This is a genomic window from Tepiditoga spiralis, from assembly GCF_014701195.1.
GTDB lineage: Bacteria > Thermotogota > Thermotogae > Petrotogales > Petrotogaceae > Tepiditoga > Tepiditoga spiralis.
On sequence record NZ_AP018712.1, the window covers coordinates 1,156,889 to 1,173,215 of the forward strand.

General features: G+C 31.4%; 30 protein-coding genes. All 30 read left to right on the forward strand.

What is annotated here, in order from left to right:
- Positions 1–3 precede the first annotated feature (3 nt).
- The 30 genes from rplB (at position 4) to IGS63_RS05470 (ending at position 16,262) form a co-directional block, all read left to right on the forward strand.
- Positions 4–831 carry a 50S ribosomal protein L2 gene (rplB, locus tag IGS63_RS05325; protein ID WP_190615966.1) on the forward strand — a complete coding sequence of 276 codons (828 nt, stop codon included), beginning with the start codon at positions 4–6 and terminating at the stop codon, positions 829–831.
- A 19-nt stretch (positions 832–850) separates the two neighbouring features.
- A complete protein-coding gene (gene rpsS / locus IGS63_RS05330) occupies positions 851–1,135 on the forward strand; it encodes a 30S ribosomal protein S19 (protein WP_190615967.1) in 285 nt (94 codons plus the stop codon).
- Between the two features lie 16 nt (positions 1,136–1,151).
- A complete protein-coding gene (gene rplV, locus IGS63_RS05335) occupies positions 1,152–1,586 on the forward strand; it encodes a 50S ribosomal protein L22 (protein WP_190615968.1) in 435 nt (144 codons plus the stop codon).
- A gap of 16 nt (positions 1,587–1,602) precedes the next feature.
- Positions 1,603–2,235 (forward strand): 30S ribosomal protein S3, encoded by a 633-nt coding sequence (gene rpsC / locus IGS63_RS05340; RefSeq protein ID WP_190615969.1) that lies wholly within the window; start codon positions 1,603–1,605, stop codon positions 2,233–2,235.
- A 20-nt stretch (positions 2,236–2,255) separates the two neighbouring features.
- Positions 2,256–2,681 (forward strand): 50S ribosomal protein L16, encoded by a 426-nt coding sequence (rplP, locus tag IGS63_RS05345; protein WP_190615970.1) that lies wholly within the window; start codon positions 2,256–2,258, stop codon positions 2,679–2,681.
- Positions 2,681–2,881, forward strand: a complete 201-nt coding sequence (gene rpmC, locus IGS63_RS05350; RefSeq protein ID WP_190615971.1) for a 50S ribosomal protein L29 — start codon at positions 2,681–2,683, stop codon at positions 2,879–2,881. Before rplP ends, rpmC begins: the two co-directional genes overlap by 1 nt.
- 5 nt (positions 2,882–2,886) lie before the next feature.
- A complete protein-coding gene (rpsQ, locus tag IGS63_RS05355; protein ID WP_190615972.1) occupies positions 2,887–3,162 on the forward strand; it encodes a 30S ribosomal protein S17 in 276 nt (91 codons plus the stop codon).
- Positions 3,162–3,530, forward strand: coding sequence for a 50S ribosomal protein L14 (gene rplN, locus IGS63_RS05360; protein ID WP_190615973.1), 369 nt, complete (start codon positions 3,162–3,164; stop codon positions 3,528–3,530). The genes rpsQ and rplN overlap by 1 nt, the downstream gene beginning before the upstream one ends.
- A 17-nt stretch (positions 3,531–3,547) precedes the next feature.
- The gene (rplX, locus tag IGS63_RS05365) at positions 3,548–3,865 is read left to right on the forward strand and encodes a 50S ribosomal protein L24 (RefSeq protein ID WP_190615974.1); all 318 of its coding nucleotides are present in this window, start codon (positions 3,548–3,550) and stop codon (positions 3,863–3,865) included.
- A 15-nt stretch (positions 3,866–3,880) separates the two neighbouring features.
- The gene (gene rplE / locus IGS63_RS05370) at positions 3,881–4,429 is read left to right on the forward strand and encodes a 50S ribosomal protein L5 (RefSeq protein WP_190615975.1); all 549 of its coding nucleotides are present in this window, start codon (positions 3,881–3,883) and stop codon (positions 4,427–4,429) included.
- A gap of 20 nt (positions 4,430–4,449) precedes the next feature.
- Positions 4,450–4,635 carry a type Z 30S ribosomal protein S14 gene (locus tag IGS63_RS05375; RefSeq protein WP_190615976.1) on the forward strand — a complete coding sequence of 62 codons (186 nt, stop codon included), beginning with the start codon at positions 4,450–4,452 and terminating at the stop codon, positions 4,633–4,635.
- A gap of 13 nt (positions 4,636–4,648) precedes the next feature.
- Positions 4,649–5,053, forward strand: a complete 405-nt coding sequence (rpsH, locus tag IGS63_RS05380; protein ID WP_190615977.1) for a 30S ribosomal protein S8 — start codon at positions 4,649–4,651, stop codon at positions 5,051–5,053.
- A 15-nt stretch (positions 5,054–5,068) separates the two neighbouring features.
- Positions 5,069–5,623: a 50S ribosomal protein L6 gene (gene rplF / locus IGS63_RS05385; protein ID WP_190615978.1), complete on the forward strand. Its 555-nt coding sequence runs from the start codon at positions 5,069–5,071 to the stop codon at positions 5,621–5,623.
- A gap of 22 nt (positions 5,624–5,645) precedes the next feature.
- Positions 5,646–6,008, forward strand: coding sequence for a 50S ribosomal protein L18 (gene rplR / locus IGS63_RS05390; RefSeq protein WP_190615979.1), 363 nt, complete (start codon positions 5,646–5,648; stop codon positions 6,006–6,008).
- 8 nt (positions 6,009–6,016) lie between these two features.
- On the forward strand, positions 6,017–6,559 hold the full coding sequence (gene rpsE / locus IGS63_RS05395; RefSeq protein WP_190616108.1) for a 30S ribosomal protein S5: 543 nt from the start codon (positions 6,017–6,019) through the stop codon (positions 6,557–6,559).
- A gap of 2 nt (positions 6,560–6,561) precedes the next feature.
- On the forward strand, positions 6,562–6,744 hold the full coding sequence (gene rpmD, locus IGS63_RS05400) for a 50S ribosomal protein L30 (protein ID WP_190615980.1): 183 nt from the start codon (positions 6,562–6,564) through the stop codon (positions 6,742–6,744).
- A gap of 15 nt (positions 6,745–6,759) precedes the next feature.
- Positions 6,760–7,215, forward strand: coding sequence for a 50S ribosomal protein L15 (gene rplO / locus IGS63_RS05405; RefSeq protein WP_190615981.1), 456 nt, complete (start codon positions 6,760–6,762; stop codon positions 7,213–7,215).
- On the forward strand, positions 7,208–8,485 hold the full coding sequence (secY, locus tag IGS63_RS05410; protein WP_190615982.1) for a preprotein translocase subunit SecY: 1,278 nt from the start codon (positions 7,208–7,210) through the stop codon (positions 8,483–8,485). The genes rplO and secY overlap by 8 nt, the downstream gene beginning before the upstream one ends.
- A 4-nt stretch (positions 8,486–8,489) precedes the next feature.
- Positions 8,490–9,146 carry an adenylate kinase gene (locus IGS63_RS05415; protein ID WP_190615983.1) on the forward strand — a complete coding sequence of 219 codons (657 nt, stop codon included), beginning with the start codon at positions 8,490–8,492 and terminating at the stop codon, positions 9,144–9,146.
- Positions 9,133–9,891 carry a type I methionyl aminopeptidase gene (gene map, locus IGS63_RS05420; protein WP_190615984.1) on the forward strand — a complete coding sequence of 253 codons (759 nt, stop codon included), beginning with the start codon at positions 9,133–9,135 and terminating at the stop codon, positions 9,889–9,891. Before IGS63_RS05415 ends, map begins: the two co-directional genes overlap by 14 nt.
- Before the next feature lie 13 nt (positions 9,892–9,904).
- A complete protein-coding gene (gene infA, locus IGS63_RS05425) occupies positions 9,905–10,156 on the forward strand; it encodes a translation initiation factor IF-1 (protein ID WP_190615985.1) in 252 nt (83 codons plus the stop codon).
- 13 nt (positions 10,157–10,169) lie between these two features.
- Positions 10,170–10,286, forward strand: coding sequence for a 50S ribosomal protein L36 (gene rpmJ / locus IGS63_RS05430; protein ID WP_190615986.1), 117 nt, complete (start codon positions 10,170–10,172; stop codon positions 10,284–10,286).
- Positions 10,287–10,307: 21 nt separating this feature from the next.
- A complete protein-coding gene (gene rpsM / locus IGS63_RS05435) occupies positions 10,308–10,673 on the forward strand; it encodes a 30S ribosomal protein S13 (RefSeq protein WP_190615987.1) in 366 nt (121 codons plus the stop codon).
- A gap of 17 nt (positions 10,674–10,690) precedes the next feature.
- Positions 10,691–11,077 (forward strand): 30S ribosomal protein S11, encoded by a 387-nt coding sequence (gene rpsK / locus IGS63_RS05440; RefSeq protein WP_190615988.1) that lies wholly within the window; start codon positions 10,691–10,693, stop codon positions 11,075–11,077.
- A 32-nt stretch (positions 11,078–11,109) separates the two neighbouring features.
- On the forward strand, positions 11,110–11,739 hold the full coding sequence (gene rpsD / locus IGS63_RS05445) for a 30S ribosomal protein S4 (RefSeq protein WP_190615989.1): 630 nt from the start codon (positions 11,110–11,112) through the stop codon (positions 11,737–11,739).
- 77 nt (positions 11,740–11,816) lie between these two features.
- Complete coding sequence (locus tag IGS63_RS05450; RefSeq protein WP_190615990.1) at positions 11,817–12,884, forward strand: DNA-directed RNA polymerase subunit alpha; 1,068 nt, start codon at positions 11,817–11,819, stop codon at positions 12,882–12,884.
- On the forward strand, positions 12,884–13,276 hold the full coding sequence (gene rplQ, locus IGS63_RS05455; protein ID WP_190615991.1) for a 50S ribosomal protein L17: 393 nt from the start codon (positions 12,884–12,886) through the stop codon (positions 13,274–13,276). Before IGS63_RS05450 ends, rplQ begins: the two co-directional genes overlap by 1 nt.
- A 117-nt stretch (positions 13,277–13,393) precedes the next feature.
- Positions 13,394–14,686, forward strand: coding sequence for a transcription termination factor Rho (gene rho / locus IGS63_RS05460; RefSeq protein ID WP_190615992.1), 1,293 nt, complete (start codon positions 13,394–13,396; stop codon positions 14,684–14,686).
- Between the two features lie 18 nt (positions 14,687–14,704).
- Positions 14,705–15,775, forward strand: coding sequence for a peptide chain release factor 1 (gene prfA / locus IGS63_RS05465; protein WP_190615993.1), 1,071 nt, complete (start codon positions 14,705–14,707; stop codon positions 15,773–15,775).
- A 22-nt stretch (positions 15,776–15,797) separates the two neighbouring features.
- Positions 15,798–16,262: a hypothetical protein gene (locus IGS63_RS05470; protein WP_190615994.1), complete on the forward strand. Its 465-nt coding sequence runs from the start codon at positions 15,798–15,800 to the stop codon at positions 16,260–16,262.
- The last annotated feature ends 65 nt before the right edge of the window (positions 16,263–16,327 follow it).

Sequence of the window (16,327 nt, forward strand, 5' to 3'; positions counted from 1 at the left end):
ATAATGGCTCTTAAAAGATACAAACCAACAACACCGTCAAGAAGATACATGCTTACAACAGATTTTTCAGAAATAACAACTAATAAACCAGAAAAATCTTTGTTAGCTCCTCTTAAAAAGACAGGTGGAAGAAACAATTATGGTAGAGTCACCCTAAGGTTTAGAGGTGGAGGACACAAAAGAAGATATAGAATAATTGATTTTAAAAGAAATAAATTTGATATACCAGCTAAAGTAGTTAGTATAGAATACGATCCTAACAGAACAGCAAATATTGCACTTTTGGTATATGCTGATGGAGAAAAAAGATATATATTAGCTCCTAAAGGATTAAAAGTTGGAGATAAATTATTAAATGGTGCAAATGCAGAAATAAAAGTTGGTAATGCATTACCACTTGAAAATATTCCTCTTGGTACACTTGTTCATAACATAGAATTTGAACCAGGTAGAGGTGGAAAAATAGCTAAATCTGCTGGAACATATGCACAATTAATGGCAAAAGAAGGAAGATACGCACTTTTGAAAATGCCATCAGGTGAATTAAGAAGAGTAAGAATGACTTGTATAGCAACAATAGGAACAGTAGGAAATGAAGATCATAAAAATGAAGTTCATGGTAAAGCTGGAAGAAGAAGATGGATGGGATGGAAACCACACGTTAGAGGTATGGTTATGAACCCAGTAGATCATCCAATGGGTGGTGGAGAAGGAGCAGCTAAATGTCACTTACCACAATCACCTTGGGGATTACCAGCAAAAGGATATAAAACAAGAAGAGGTAAAAAGAGTTCCGATAAATTTATAGTAAGAAGAAGAAAAGGTAGATAATTTAGGAGGTGCCTTTTAAATGAGCAGATCTTTAAAAAAAGGACCATATGTCCACCCTTCACTTCTAAAAAAGATAAGGGAAATGAACGAAAAGGGAGAAAACAAAGTATTAAAAACATGGTCAAGAGCATCAATGATACTCCCGGAATTTGTTGGTCACACAATAGCAGTTCACAATGGAATGAAACATATACCTGTATATATTTCAGAACAAATGATAGGTCACAGACTTGGTGAATTTGCTCCAACAAGAAGATTTGGCGGACATGTTGATAAAAAAGCTGCCAAAGGGAAAGTAAGATAAGGAGGCGAAAAAAGTCATGGCTTCAAATATTTCAAGAGTTCAAGACGGAAGAAGAGTAAAAAAATCTGTTTTTCATAAAATAAGAAAAGAAGCAGAAGCAGCAAAACCAAGAACAAGTGCTACAGCTAAAGCAAAGAATTTGAGAATTTCTCCAACAAAATGTAGAGCTGTTGCAAATGGTATTAGAGGAAAAAATGTAAGTGAAGCGCTTCAAATATTAATGTTTAGTCCAAAAAAATCTGCAACATTAATTAATAAAGTATTAATGTCAGCAATTGCAAATGCAGAAAATAATTTTGGATTAAAACCAGAAAATTTATTTGTAAAAGAAATTCAAATTAATGAAGGTCCAAGAATGAAAAGAATGTGGCCAAGATCAAGAGGAAAAGCAGATATCCTTCAAAAGAGATTTAGCCACATAACAATAACCGTTCAAGATAAAAACATTTAAGTGAGGTGAAAATTCCGTGGGTTCAAAAGTACATCCAACAGGCTTTAGGGTTGGAATTTCACAGCCTTGGAAATCAACATGGTTCAATGAAAATAAATATAGAGAATATCTTCATGAAGATAGAAAAATAAGAGAATATGTTGAAGATAAATATCAAAGAGCAGGAGTTTCAGAAGTTATTATTTCAAGACCAAGCGATTCAATGGTTAAATTAGAAATTTTTGCTTCAAGAGTTGGAATAATAATTGGTAAAAAAGGCTCTGAAATTCAAAAATTAAGAGAAGAATTATCAAAAATAGTAAATGAAAGAGCGGTAAAAGTTTTTGTACAAGAAGTTAGAAATCCTTATTCAAGTGCAAAACTAATTGCTGAAGATGTATCAAATCAATTGTTAAGAAGAATTTCTCATAAAGTTGCAATGAAAAGAGCAATAAATAATGCAATGAAAAGAGGAGTAAAAGGTATAAAGATAATGGTATCAGGAAGACTTGGTGGAGCGGATATTGCTAGATCTGAAACATATATGGAAGGTAGATTACCGCTACAAACTTTAAAAGCAAACCTTGATTACTCAACAACGGAAGCTCAGACTAAATATGGTACAACAGGTATAAAAGTCTGGATTTACAAAGGCGACGTACAGTTATAAGAACGAGGAGGTAATTAACAATGTTAATGCCAAAGAAGGTTAAATATAGAAAATCACAACGTGGATCCATGAATGGTATGGCAAAAGGTGGAACAAACGTACACTTTGGAGATTTAGGTTTAAAATCTCTTGAAGGTGCTTGGATAACTGCAAGACAAATTGAAGCATGTAGACTTGCAATGGTTAGAACATTAAAAAGAAATGGTAAAGTATATATAAAAATATTCCCTGATAAATCATTTACATCAAAAGGAATCGGTACAAGACTCGGTAAAGGTAAAGGTGACGTTGATGGTTGGGTAGCGGTTGTAAAACCTGGAAAAGTTCTCTTTGAAATAGGTGGAGTGGATCCAGAACTTGCAAAAAAAGCTCTCAATTATGCTGCAACTAAATTACCAGTAAGAACAAAGATAGTTCCCAGGTACCAAATAGGGGGTGAGTATTAATGAAAGCAGCAGAATTAAAAGTTTTAACAGATCAAGAATTAACTCAAAAATTAGAAGATACAAAGAAAAAATTATTCGAACTTAGATTCCAGCTCGAACTTGGTCAATTAAAAAATACTGCACAATTAAAGTATGTGAGAAGAGATATTGGTAGAATTAAGACCATTTTAAGAGAAAGAGAACTGGGTATAAGGAGGTAATTTGGATGCCAAGAAAAGTAATTGTGGGAACAGTTATAAGCGATAAAATGGATAAAACTGTAACTGTTGAAGTAAAAGATTTTGTAAAACACCCAGTTTATAAAAAGACAATTAAAAGAACAAAAAAATATCATGCACATGATGAAAATAATGCATGTAAAATGGGTGACATTGTAGAAATAGAAGAATCAAGAAAATATTCAAAAACAACAAATTTTGTTGTTACAAAGATTTTAAACGAAACACCCGAAGCTGTGGAAGAAAACGGAGGTGAAAACTAATGGTTCAATTAGAATCTTACCTCAGAGCAGCCGATAATTCAGGTGCTAAAGTATTAAAAGTAATAAAAGTTTTAGGTGGTTTTCATAGAGCAACTGGTAGTGTAGGAGATGTAGTTGTTTGTTCTGTTAGAGAAGCTGTACCTAACACAGATATAAAAAAAGGACAAGTAGTAAAAGCAGTTATTGTTAGAACACATAAAGAAATTGGAAGAAGCAATGGAACTTATGTTAGATTTGATGATAACGCAGCAGTTTTAATAGATAAAAATAAGATGCCGTTAGGAACTAGGGTATTTGGTCCTGTTGCAAGAGAAATAAGAGATGCAGGATATACAAAAATTGCATCACTTGCAAAAGAAGTCTGGTAAACAGAGGTGGTGAAATAATGAAAATAAAAAATGGAGATACTGTAAAGGTAATTTCTGGAAAAGATAAAGGAAAAACCGGTAAAGTATTGAGAGTAATACCAAAATACAACAAAGTGGTTGTTGAAAATATAAATGTAGTTAAGAAGCATCAAAGACCTAATCAACAAATGAGGGAAGGCGGAATAATCGAACAACCATCCCCAATTTACTCATCAAAAGTAATGGTAGTTTGTTCTAGCTGTGGAAACGCAACAAGAGTTGGCTACAAGAAACTTGAAGATGGTAAAAAAGTTCGTTACTGTAAAAAATGTGGCGAAATAATTGATAAGGCGTAATGAGGAGGAATAAAAATGAGTGAATATATACCACTTAGAGACAAATACGACAATGAAGTCGTTGAAGCACTCATGAAAGAGTTTGGTTACAAAAACAAACATCAAGTGCCTAAAATAGACAAAATTGTTATAAACATGGGTATGGGAGAAGCAACTAGAAATAAAGATATAGTTGTTAAACATGCTGATGAGTTGACAAAAATAACAGGACAAAAAGCTGTTATAGTAAAGGCTAAGAAAAGTGTTGCTAACTTTAAACTCAGAGAAGGAATGCCAATAGGAGCTAAAGTTACCTTAAGAGGAAAAAATATGTACAATTTCTTATACAAAGTTGTAAACATAGTTCTTCCTAAATTAAGAGACTTTAGAGGATTACCTTCTGATTCATTCGACGGAAGAGGAAATTATAACTTTGGATTAACAGAACAAGTGGTATTTCCTGAATTAAAACCTGACGAAGTAAAAAGAGTACAAGGTATGGATATAGCCATTGTTACTACAGCAAATACCGATGATGAAGCAAAAAAATTGCTTGAATTCGTTGGATTCCCATTCAAAAGATAATGACTGGAGGGATAGATTAAATGGCAAAAAAAGCTATGGTAGAAAAATGGAAAAGAGGATCAAAATATAAGACAAGAGAATATAATAGATGTGAAGTTTGTGGAAGACCTCGTGCAATTTACAGAGAATTTGGATTGTGTAGAGTGTGTTTTAGGAAAATGGCCTTGGAAGGAAAACTTCCCGGTGTAAAAAAGGCAAGTTGGTAAGGAGGGAAGCATAATGTGGAGTGATCCTATAGCAGATATGCTCACAAGAATTAGAAATGCTAATTCAGTATTTAAGGATACAGTTGAAATACCTGCTTCAAACTTAAAAAAATCAGTTCTTGATATCTTAAAAAGAGAAGGATATGTTTCTGATTATAAATTTATTGAAGATGGAAAACAAGGTGTTTTAAAAGTAAACATGAAATACAAAGGTGATAGAAGAAATAGAGAAAAAGTAATAGATGGAATAATAAGAGTATCAAAATCAGGTAGAAGAGTATATGTTGGAACAGATAAAATTCCATCAGTTAAAGGTGGTTTGGGAATTGCAATTATTTCCACATCTAAAGGCATTCTCACCGACAAGGAAGCTAGAGAAATAGGTGTTGGTGGGGAAGTTATTTGTTATGTATGGTAAGGAGGTGCCTTGTTAATGTCAAGAATTGCAGATAGACCGACAGCAATACCCGAAGGTGTTGAAATAAAAGTTGAAAACAATACTGTTACGGTTAAAGGCAAAAATGGTGAACTAAAACTTGATTTTTTACCTTCTGTAAAAGTAGAAATTGCAGAAAATGAATTAAGAGTTTTGGAAAATGAAAATGTAAGAAAAAGAGCAGCTGATGAAAAGAAAATAACAGCACTCAGAGGTACATACACATCATTAATTAGAAACATGATAATAGGAGTTACAGAAGGATTTAAAAAAGAATTAGAAATAGTGGGTATAGGTTATAGAGCATCTATGCAAGGCAACAAGCTCGTTATGAACTTAGGATACTCACATCCTATTGAATATGTTGCTCCTGAAGGTATAAACATAGAAGTTCCAGCTCCAAATAAAATTGTTGTTAAGGGATCAGATAAATATCTCGTTGGTGAAGTAACAGCAAAATTAAGAAGATATAGAAAACCAAATGCTTACTCAGGAAAAGGTGTAAGATATGCTGGTGAAGTAATCGTTAAAAAAGAAGGTAAAAAAGTTTAATAGGTAATTGAGGAGGGCTGATATGATAAAGAAGGTCGATAGAGATGCAAAAAGAAGAAAGAGACATCTCAGAATTAGAAGAAAATTATCAGGAACTTCAGAAAGACCAAGACTTGTCGTTTTCAGAAGCGAAAAACACATGTATGCTCAATTAGTTGATGATGAAGCTGGAAAAGTAATAACTTCTGCATCAACAATTGATAAAGATGTTAAAATTGAAAAGACTTGGAATGTTGAAGCTGCGAAAGAAATAGGAAAGTTAATAGCCGAAAAAGCTAAGGCAAAAGGCGTAACTAAAGTAAAGTTTGATAGAGGTGGCTATCAATATCACGGTAGAGTAAAAGCTGTTGCAGAAGCTGCTCGTGAAGCCGGCCTAGAGTTATAAGGAGGTGCCTGAAAAAAATGGCTAGAAACACTAAAAATTCTAGAACTGAAGTTCCTCAAGAATTTGAAGAAAAATTAATTGATATAAAAAGAGTTACTAAGGTTACAACTGGAGGTAAAACAATTTCTTTCAGAGTAACTGCAGTTGTTGGTAATAAAAAAGGAAAAGTTGGTGTTGGAATTGGAAATGCAAGAGAAGTTCCTCAAGCAATAAGAAAATCAATTCAAAATGCCAAGAAAAATTTAATAGAAGTTCCTATAAAAAATGGAACTATTCCTCATGAAATTATTGGGGTACAAGATGCTTCAAGAGTAATGCTTAAACCAGCAGGAGCAGGTACAGGTATAATTGCCTCAAGTTCTGTTCGTGCAGTTGTTGAACTTGCAGGAGTACATAATATTCTTACAAAAGCACTTGGATCAACAAATGTATTAAATCTTACAAAAGCAACTTTAGATGGATTAAAACACTTAAAATCACCTAAAAAAATTGCTGAATTAAGAGATTTAACAGTTAAACAAGTAATTAATGGTGCTCACAAGGAGGGATAATGATGGCAAAATTAAAGATAAAACTTGTGAGAGGTAGAGCAGGTAAAAATAAAACTCAACTTTCAACATTGGATGCATTGGGATTAAATAAACCAAATGTAGAAGTTATAAAAGAAGATAATCCTCAGATACGTGGTATGATTAGAGTAGTTAATCACCTCGTAAAAGTTGAAGAATTAGCATAATGAGGAGGTAAGGAAATGTTAAATATTGGAGACTTAAAACCAACACCAGGTTCAAGACACTCTAAAAAGAGACTTGGAAGAGGACCTGGAACAGGATTAGGTAAAACATCTGGTAGAGGACACAAAGGACAAGGTTCAAGAGGAAAAGGAAAGGTAAGACCAGCATTTGAAGGTGGTCAAACACCATTATATAGAAGAACTCCAAAATTTGGATTCTCAAATGTACCATTCAAGAAAATTTTCTCTGAAGTAAACTTAAGTGTTTTAGAAGAAAAATTTGAAGCAAATGAAGAAGTAACTATAGAAAAACTTCTTGAAAGAAGAATAATCAAAAAAGTTAATGATGGAGTAAAAATCCTCGGAAATGGCGAACTAACAAAATCCCTCGTTGTTAAAGCCAATGCATTTTCAGCATCTGCTAAGAGTAAAATAGAAGCAGCTGGCGGAAAAGCAGAGGTAATTAATGACTAAAGCATTAGGCAATATATTCAAGATCCCGGAACTCCGGGATCGTGTGCTATTCACTTTACTTGCATTGATTGCTTTCAGAATAGGTATATTTATACCTATTCCTGGAATTAATCAAGCTGCTTGGACAAGTGCTTTAGGTGGGATGCAAAATAGTGCAGCTGGGGGATTTATTAACTTTTTTGACGTGTTTGCAGGGGGAGCTTTAAAACGTTTTTCAATATTTGTTTTTAGTGTAACACCATATATTAATGCTTCGATAATATTACAACTTTTATCTTCTGTTTTGCCTAGTTTGAAAGAAATGCTAAAAGAAGGTGAAAGTGGAAGAAAGAAATTTGCATCAATGACAAGAAAATTAACTATAATAATCGCATTATTACAAGGATTCGGATTATCTATATCTGCATTAAATTATAGAATGCAATCAATTCCTTCTTACATATTTATTATATTAGCAACAGTTTCTACAATCGCTGGAACTATGTTTTTATTGTGGATTGGTGAAATGATTACTGAAAAAGGAATTGGAAATGGTATATCTGTACTTATTTTTGCTGGTATTGTTTCAAGATATCCAGGATATGCTGCACAAGCATTAATTGGATTAACTCCACTTGAATGGATAATATTACTTACAATAGTAGTAATAATTGTAGTTGCAACAGTTGCAGTACAAACTTCTGAAAGAAGAATAAACGTACAATATGCAAAGAGAGTTGTTGGTAATAAAATTTATGGTGGAGCTTCAACATACATACCAATAAAGGTAAATGGTGGAGGAGTTATACCAATTATCTTTGCTTCAGCTATAATGACATTACCTTCAATGATATCAAGAGCAACAGCAAATAAAATTGATGATAAAATTTTTGGTATAGGATCAGCATTATATCTTGTAATTTATGGATTACTTGTATTTTTCTTTACATATTTTTATAGTTCAGTTGTTTTAGATCCAAATGAAGTTTCTGATAATATAAAGAATTATGGTGGATTTATTCCTGGAATAAGACCTGGTAAACCAACAACAAAGTATATAACAACTGTTATGACAAGAGTTACTTTTATAGGTGCTTTGTTCTTAGTTGTTTTGGCTTTATTACCTTATGTTATAAGAGGAACAGCTGGAGTACAAATATGGATTGGTGGTACAAGTACTTTAATTGCAGTCGGGGTTGCATTAGATATACTACAACAAATGGAATCTCATATGATCGCAAGACAGTACGAAGGTTTTATGAAGAAAGGAAAACTCCGCGGAAGGAGATGATTTAATGAAAGTTTTGCTTTTTGGTCCGCCTGGTGCAGGAAAAGGAACACAAGCAAAAATTGTGGCAAAAAAACTTGAAATACCACACATCTCCACCGGAGATTTACTCAGAAAAACTATAAGAACTGGATCAAAATTGGGGCTTCAAATAAAAGAATTGTTAGACAAAGGAGAATTTGTTACTGATGAAATGATTAATAGTTTAGTAAAAGAAACTCTTTTGGAATATGAATCTTTTATACTCGATGGATATCCAAGGACTTTACAACAAGCTGAGTTTTTGAAGAAAATTTTCGATGAAAAAAATAAAAAAATAGATGCAGCAATCTTCATAGATGCACCACTTGATATGCTTTTGAAAAGAATAACAAATAGAAGAGTATGTCCTGTGTGTGGAAGAGTGTACAATCTTATATCTCATCCACCTAAAAAAGAGTGTATTTGTGATGATGATGGAACACAATTAGTACATAGAGACGATGACAAAGAAGACGTAGTGAAAGAAAGATATAACATATATCTTGAAAGAACTGCTCCCGTAATAGAATTTTATAAAAAAAATTACAAAATTTTTACAGTTGATGGCTCTCAAGACATAGAAGATGTTACAAAAGAATTGTTTAATATACTGAAGGGAGTGTCTTCAAATGATAATAATTAAGACTGAAAAAGAAATAGAAATGATGAGGCGGGCTGGGGCAAAACTAGCTCGTCTCCTTGATGATTTGATTCTTGGAGTAATAAAAGATGGTGCTTCAGCATATGATGTTGAAATGTTTGTTTTAGATTACATGAAAAAAATAAATGTAATACCTACATTTAAAGGATATGCCGATTTTCCATATGCAACTTGTATATCTGTTAATGAAGAAGTAATACATGGTTTTGCATTAAAAGAAAAAGTTTTTAAAAATGGAGACTTAGTTTCTATTGACTGTGGACTAACTTATGAAGGTTACATTGCAGATAGTGCTAGAACTTTTATCATAGGAGATGTTTCTGAAAAAGAAAAAAAATTAGTTGAAGTTACGAAAAAATCTTTATACCTCGGTATAGAACAAGCAGTTCCTGGAAACAGAATTGGAGATATAGGAAATGCTGTTCAGAAATATGTTGAACAACATGGATTTTCAGTTATAAGAGATTTTGTTGGTCATGGAGTTGGAAGAAAATTACATGAAGATCCACAAGTGCCAAACTTTGGAAGACCTAATTCAGGAGCTCTTTTAAGAAAAAATATGACTATTGCAATTGAACCAATGGTTGCTATGGGAAATTATGAAGTTGAAGTCCTTGATGATGGTTGGACTACAGTTACCAAAGATAGAAGTAAAGCGGCACATTTTGAACATTCTATTGTAATTACTGAAAACGGACCAGAGATTTTAACATCTCTTAACCCGTAAGGGGGGAGTAAGTGTGGCAAAAAAAGATGATGTAATTGTAATGCAAGGAAAAATTCTTGAATCTTTGCCTAATGCAAATTTTAAAGTAGAGCTTGAAAATGGTCATGTTGTTCTAGCTCACATTTCTGGAAAAATGAGAAAAAATTTTATAAGGCTCCTTCCAGGAGATAAAGTTACTGTTGAAGTTTCAATATATGACTTGAACAGAGGAAGAATAGTCAGGAGAGAAAAAATTAGAAGAATAAATCCGGACGAAGAAAACTAAGGAGGAATTTAAGATGAAAGTTAGAGCCTCAGTAAAAAAAAGATGTGAACATTGTAAGGTTATAAGAAGAAAAGGTAGAGTTTGGGTTGTATGTTCTAAAAATCCAAAACACAACCAAAGACAAGGTTAATTTTAAGGAGGGAATGAATAGATGGCACGTATTCTCGGTGTTGAAATACCAAACAACAAGAAGTTATTCGTGGCTCTCACATATATCTATGGTATAGGAACACATAGAGCTTACGAAATATTAAATGATCTTGGAATAGATCCAGATAGAAAAACAATGGATTTATCAGATGATGAAATCTCTAAAATTACTCATCACATCAATGAAACATATAGAGTTGAAGGAGATTTAAGACAAGAAATAAATAGAAACATAAAAAGATTGATAGAAATTCATTCTTACAGAGGACTTAGACACAAAGCGGGACTCCCAACAAGAGGTCAAAAGACACATGCAAATGGAAGAACCAGAAAGGGCCCAAGACTCACAAAAATTAGAAAGAAATAATTGAGGAGGGTAAGTAAATGGCAAAAAGAACCGCAACAAAGAATAAAAAGAAAAAGATTTCAATTGATAAAGGTGTTATAAGAATACACTCTAATTTCAACAATACTATAGTTACACTTACAGATGTAAGAGGAAATGTAGTAACTTGGTCAAGTGGTGGAAATGTTGGTTATAAAGGTACAAAAAAAGGAACACCATATGCATCACAACTTGCAGCTGATAAAGTAGCTAAAGAAGCAGTTAAATTAGGAATAAACAAAGTTGATGTTACAGTAAAAGGTCCTGGATCAGGAAGAGAATCAGCAATAAGAACTATACAAGCTGCAGGATTAACAATTGATCAAATTAAAGATGTAACTCCAATTCCACACAATGGATGTAGACCTAAGAAAAAGAGATTCTAAGACCCGATTGAGAAGAAGGAGGGAATAAAAAGATGGCAAGATACACAGAAGCGCTCTGTAAGCTCTGTAGACGTGAAGGCTTTAAGATGTATTTAAAAGGTGAAAGATGTTATACTGAAAAATGTGCTATAGCAAAAAGAAATTTTGCTCCAGGACAACATGGTCATAACACAAAGAAAATGGGACAATATGCAATTCAGCTTAGATCAAAACAAGCTTTAAAAAGAATATATGGTATGCTTGAAAAACAATTTAGAACATATTTTAAAGAAGCTGCAAGAAGAGAAGGACAAACAGGTGAAGTTCTCATGCAACTTTTAGAATCAAGATTAGATAATACTGTATATCAAATGGGATTTGCAGTTAATAGAAGAACAGCAAGGCAAATAATTAGACATGGTCATGTTTTAGTGAATGGTAAAAAGGTTAATATTCCTTCTTACAGACTAAGATCAGGAGACGTTGTTGAAATTAAAGAAGGAAGTAGAAGTATTCTCCAAGTTAAAAATGGTTTAGAACTTTCAAATAATAGAAATTTAGCAAGAACTTGGTTAGATGTTAATACAGATCAATTCAAAGGAACTTTTGTAAGATTACCTAAATTAGAAGAAATGGAAGTACCGGTAGACCTTCAGGCTATCATCGAACTTTACTCGAAGTAATGTTTTTTTGCTTCACCTTATTTACCCATTGGGAAAGGAGGTGTACTCCGGTTTAATTGGAAAATCGGAGGTAGAAGATGGAATTATATATAAAACCAGAAACATTTGAAGTGGTTGAAGAAAGAAAAGATAATGAATATAATTATGCAAAATTTGAAATGTATCCCCTTGAAAAAGGATATGCTATTACTATGGGGAATGCATTAAGAAGAGTTATGCTTTCAACAATACCTGCCTTTGCTATTGTTGGATTAAGAGTTCCAGGGAAACTTCATGAATTTGATACAATTGAAGGAATTACAGAAGATATACTTGAAATTTCTTTAAATTTAAAAAAAGTTCAAATAAAAGCTACAGATTCTAAGCTTCTTGAAAAGAATGAAGAATTTGAGTTAGTAATAAATAAAACTGGAATAAAAGGTGAACCGGTTGATATTTTAGCAGGGGATATACAAACACCAACGGGACTTGAAATAGCAAATCCTGAATATAAAATAGCTACATTAAATTCTGATAACAATGTTGAAATGTATTTGTATGCAAGACCTGGTAAAGGTTTTGTATCTGCAAGAGATATTGAAAGAACTGAAGAACAAAAAGATGTAGAATATATATACATTGATGGTGCATTTAGTCCAGTATTAAAAGTTAACTTTTTAACTGAAAACTATCGTGTTGGAAAAGTTACAGATTATGATAAGTTAATACTTGAAGTTTGGACAAAAAATAATATAGAACCTCTAGAAGCATTAAAAAGATCAACAACAATACTAATGGATCATTTTATGTTTATGTCTAAGTATTGGAAAGATTCTACCGGTGAAGAAAGCCAAGAACCCATCCAAGATATGGGTACTGGTTTAGAAGCATCAGAAGCTTTAGCAGATGAAAGTGCTGAAATTCCAGGTGTTTCAAGAGAAATTTTAGAAACATCAATAGATAATCTTGACCTTACAAAAAGAGCAAAGAATTGTTTAAAAAGAGAAAGAATAAATGTAATAGGTGAACTTTTCAAAAAGACTCCAGAAGAATTAATGAAAATTAAAAATTTTGGAAAGAAGTCTTTAGATGAAATAAGAAAAGAACTTATTGATAAATTCGGACTCGACTATGATAAAGTATTCAATGAAAGGAGGAGCAAATAATGAGACATAGAGTTAAAACTAATAAATTAAATAGATATGCAACTCATAGAAAAGCTCTGCTCAACAATATTGCCAGAAGCATTTTTGAAGAAGGAAGTATAATTACTACAACAGCAAAAGCAAAAACTGCAAAACCTTTAGTTGAAAAATTAATAACAAAAGCTATAAAAGCTAATAAAGGCGATGCAACTAAAAAAATGGCATTGAGTAGAGAAATCAATAGACATTTTAATGATAGAAAACTCGTTGCAAAACTTGTAAATGAAATCGCTCCAAAATATATGGATAGAAATGGTGGATACACTAGAATTTTAAAAATAGGATTTAGAAGAGGCGATGCTTCTGAAATGTCACTTTTTCAATTACTTCCTGTTAATGAAGAAGAAAAATAATGAATGGGGGATTTATTCCCCCGTTTTCTTTATAAATTAATTTTATGATAAAATTAATTTATAAAGAAAAAACTTTCCTTTTTCTTCTTTTTCTTTCCCAAACTTTGGAGGTGTAATATGGATACAAAAAAAGATGAAATAAAAGCTGTAAAGATTAATGTTTCACAATTGAATGAAATGACTAGAAGACAACTTTATGTTTTAGCAAGAAAATTTTCAATTACTGAATATTCAAAGATGACAAATAGTGAATTAAAATTTGCCATACTTAGAAAGCAAACAGAATCTATTGGATATTTTTTATATGAAGGCATATTAGAAGTTTTACCTGATGGATATGGTTTTTTAAGAAACGTTGATAACTCTCTTTTACAAGGACCAGATGATGTATATGTTTCAAAATCTCAAATAACAAGATTTAATTTATTTACTGGGGATGTTGTTACTGGACAAGTTAGACCACCTAAACAAGGCGAAAAATACTTTGCACTATTAAGAGTTGAAGCGGTTAATTATGAATCGCCTGAGAAATCTAAAGATAGAGTTTCTTTTAAAAATCTTACTCCAGAATATCCAGATAAAAAAATGAAACTTGAACATAAAAACTCTCCTGTTAGTTCCACAATTATTGAATTGTTTTCACCTATAGGATTTGGGCAAAGAGGTCTTATAGTAGCGCCTCCAAAAGCAGGTAAAACTATATTGATGAAAGATATAGCAAATTCTATAGCAGTTAATTATCCTGAAACTAAAAGATATGTATTATTAATAGATGAAAGACCAGAAGAAGTTACAGATATAAAAGATACTGTAAATGCAAATGTTATAGCAGCACCTTTTGATATGAATCCTAAAAATCAAATAAAAGTTGCTGAAATGACTTTAAATCATGTTAAAAGATTAGTAGAATTTGGTCATGATGTAGTTATACTAATGGATAGTATAACAAGGTTTTCAAGAGCTTATAATTTGTTTGTTCCATCAAGTGGGAAACTCTTAAGTGGTGGTGTTGATCCAGCTGCACTTGTATATCCTAAAAAGTTTTTTGGTGCGGCAAGGAAGATAAGAGAAGGTGGAAGTTTAACTATAATAGCAACAGCTTTGGTTGAAACAGGATCAAAGATGGATGAAGTTATATTTGAAGAATTTAAAGGTACGGGAAATATGGAACTTGTATTATCAAGAGAAATTGCAGATGAAAGAACTTTCCCTGCAATAAATATAAAACCATCTGGAACAAGAAAAGAAGAACTTTTAATACCAAAAGAAGAATTGAAAAATATCTTTGTACTTAGGAAGATCATTAGCAAGATGAACCCTAAAGAAGCTCTTGAATTTATTTTAAATATGTTAAAAAAATCAAAGGATAAAAATGGTATAATGAAAGCAATAGAAAAACAAAAAAATTAAGATTTGGAGGAAAAGAAAATGGATCTATTAAAGTTTAAAGAAAGTATAATAGAAAAATTAAATGAAGTAGAAAAAAAATTAAGTGATCCAGAAGTAACCTCAAATCCAGAAAATTTACAAAAATTTGGAATGGAACATACAAGATTAACTTCATTGAAAGAATTGTATAAAAAATATGATGAAACAAAAGAAGATTTAGAAGCATTAAACGAAATGTATAATTCGGGTGAAGTTGATGAACTTGAATATGAAATGATGAAAGAAGAAAATGAAAATAGTTTAAAAAATATAGAATTTAAAATTTTAAAAATGTTAATTCCAAAAAATGATTTAGATGAAAAAAATATAATTATGGAAATTAGAGGTGGCGCTGGTGGAGATGAAGCTGGTTTATTTGCGGCTGAATTGATGAGAATGTATATAAGATATGCTGAAATAAAAAAATGGAAATATGAAACTATTGATATAAAAGAAAATGAATCTGGTGGAATAAAAACTGCAGTAATAAAAATAAAAGGCAGAGGTGTATTTGGGAGATTAAAGTATGAAAGTGGAGTTCATAGAGTTCAAAGGGTACCACAAACAGAATCTTCAGGAAGAATACATACATCAACTGCAACAGTTGCTGTTTTACCAGAAGTTACAGACATAGATATAAAAATAAATGATAAAGATTTAAGAATAGATACATATAGAGCTGGTGGCGCTGGTGGACAGCATGTAAATAAGACTGATTCAGCTGTAAGAATTACACATATGCCAAGTGGAATAGTTGTTACTTGTCAAAATCAAAGATCACAACATCAAAATAAAGAAAGTGCAATGAACGTTTTGAGAGCTAAATTATTTGAAGTTGAGTATGAAAAACAACAAAGTAAGATGGAAAATGCAAGAAGAGGTCAAATAGGATCTGGAGATAGAAGTGAAAAAATAAGAACATATAATTTTCCACAAAATAGAGTAACTGATCATAGAATAAAGTATACATCACATAGAATATTAGAAATAATGAATGGGGAAATAGATGAAATTATAGATAAATTAACAGAATATGATTTAATAAATAAATTAGAAAATTTAGAGATATAAAATAATTGAATGGGGGGATAACATGTTAAAGAAATTGAATATGATATATTCAACACTTTTCATGATATCAATGCTTTCTGGTTTTAATGATATTTCAAATATAGCTTTTAAAAAACAAAGTTGGATTAGAGTTGGAAGTTTATCATTTTTAACAATATTTTTATATTTTTTAATACAACTCTTATTTATAATTGGAATCTATATTATAGAAAATAAATTAGAAAAAGAAGAAGATACCGATACAAACATTCTGTTTTTTTCTGCGGTTATGGAATCAATAGCAATCATATTTATGATGTATTTTTCAAAATTTAATATTTTATATTATATTTTTATAAATATAATAATTATATATTTTAATAATATTATTTTATATAAAAGTTTAAAAATAAATAATTTAGAAATAAACTTAAAAAGAGTATTAAAAAATTGTTTTTTCTTTTCAACCTTTGATTATGTTGAAGAAATATTAAAGAAAAAGATATAAATAAAAAATAAATACACCATAATCTTGCTTTTGTAGGGCAGGAAAATAGAAAAAGGGGTGATTTT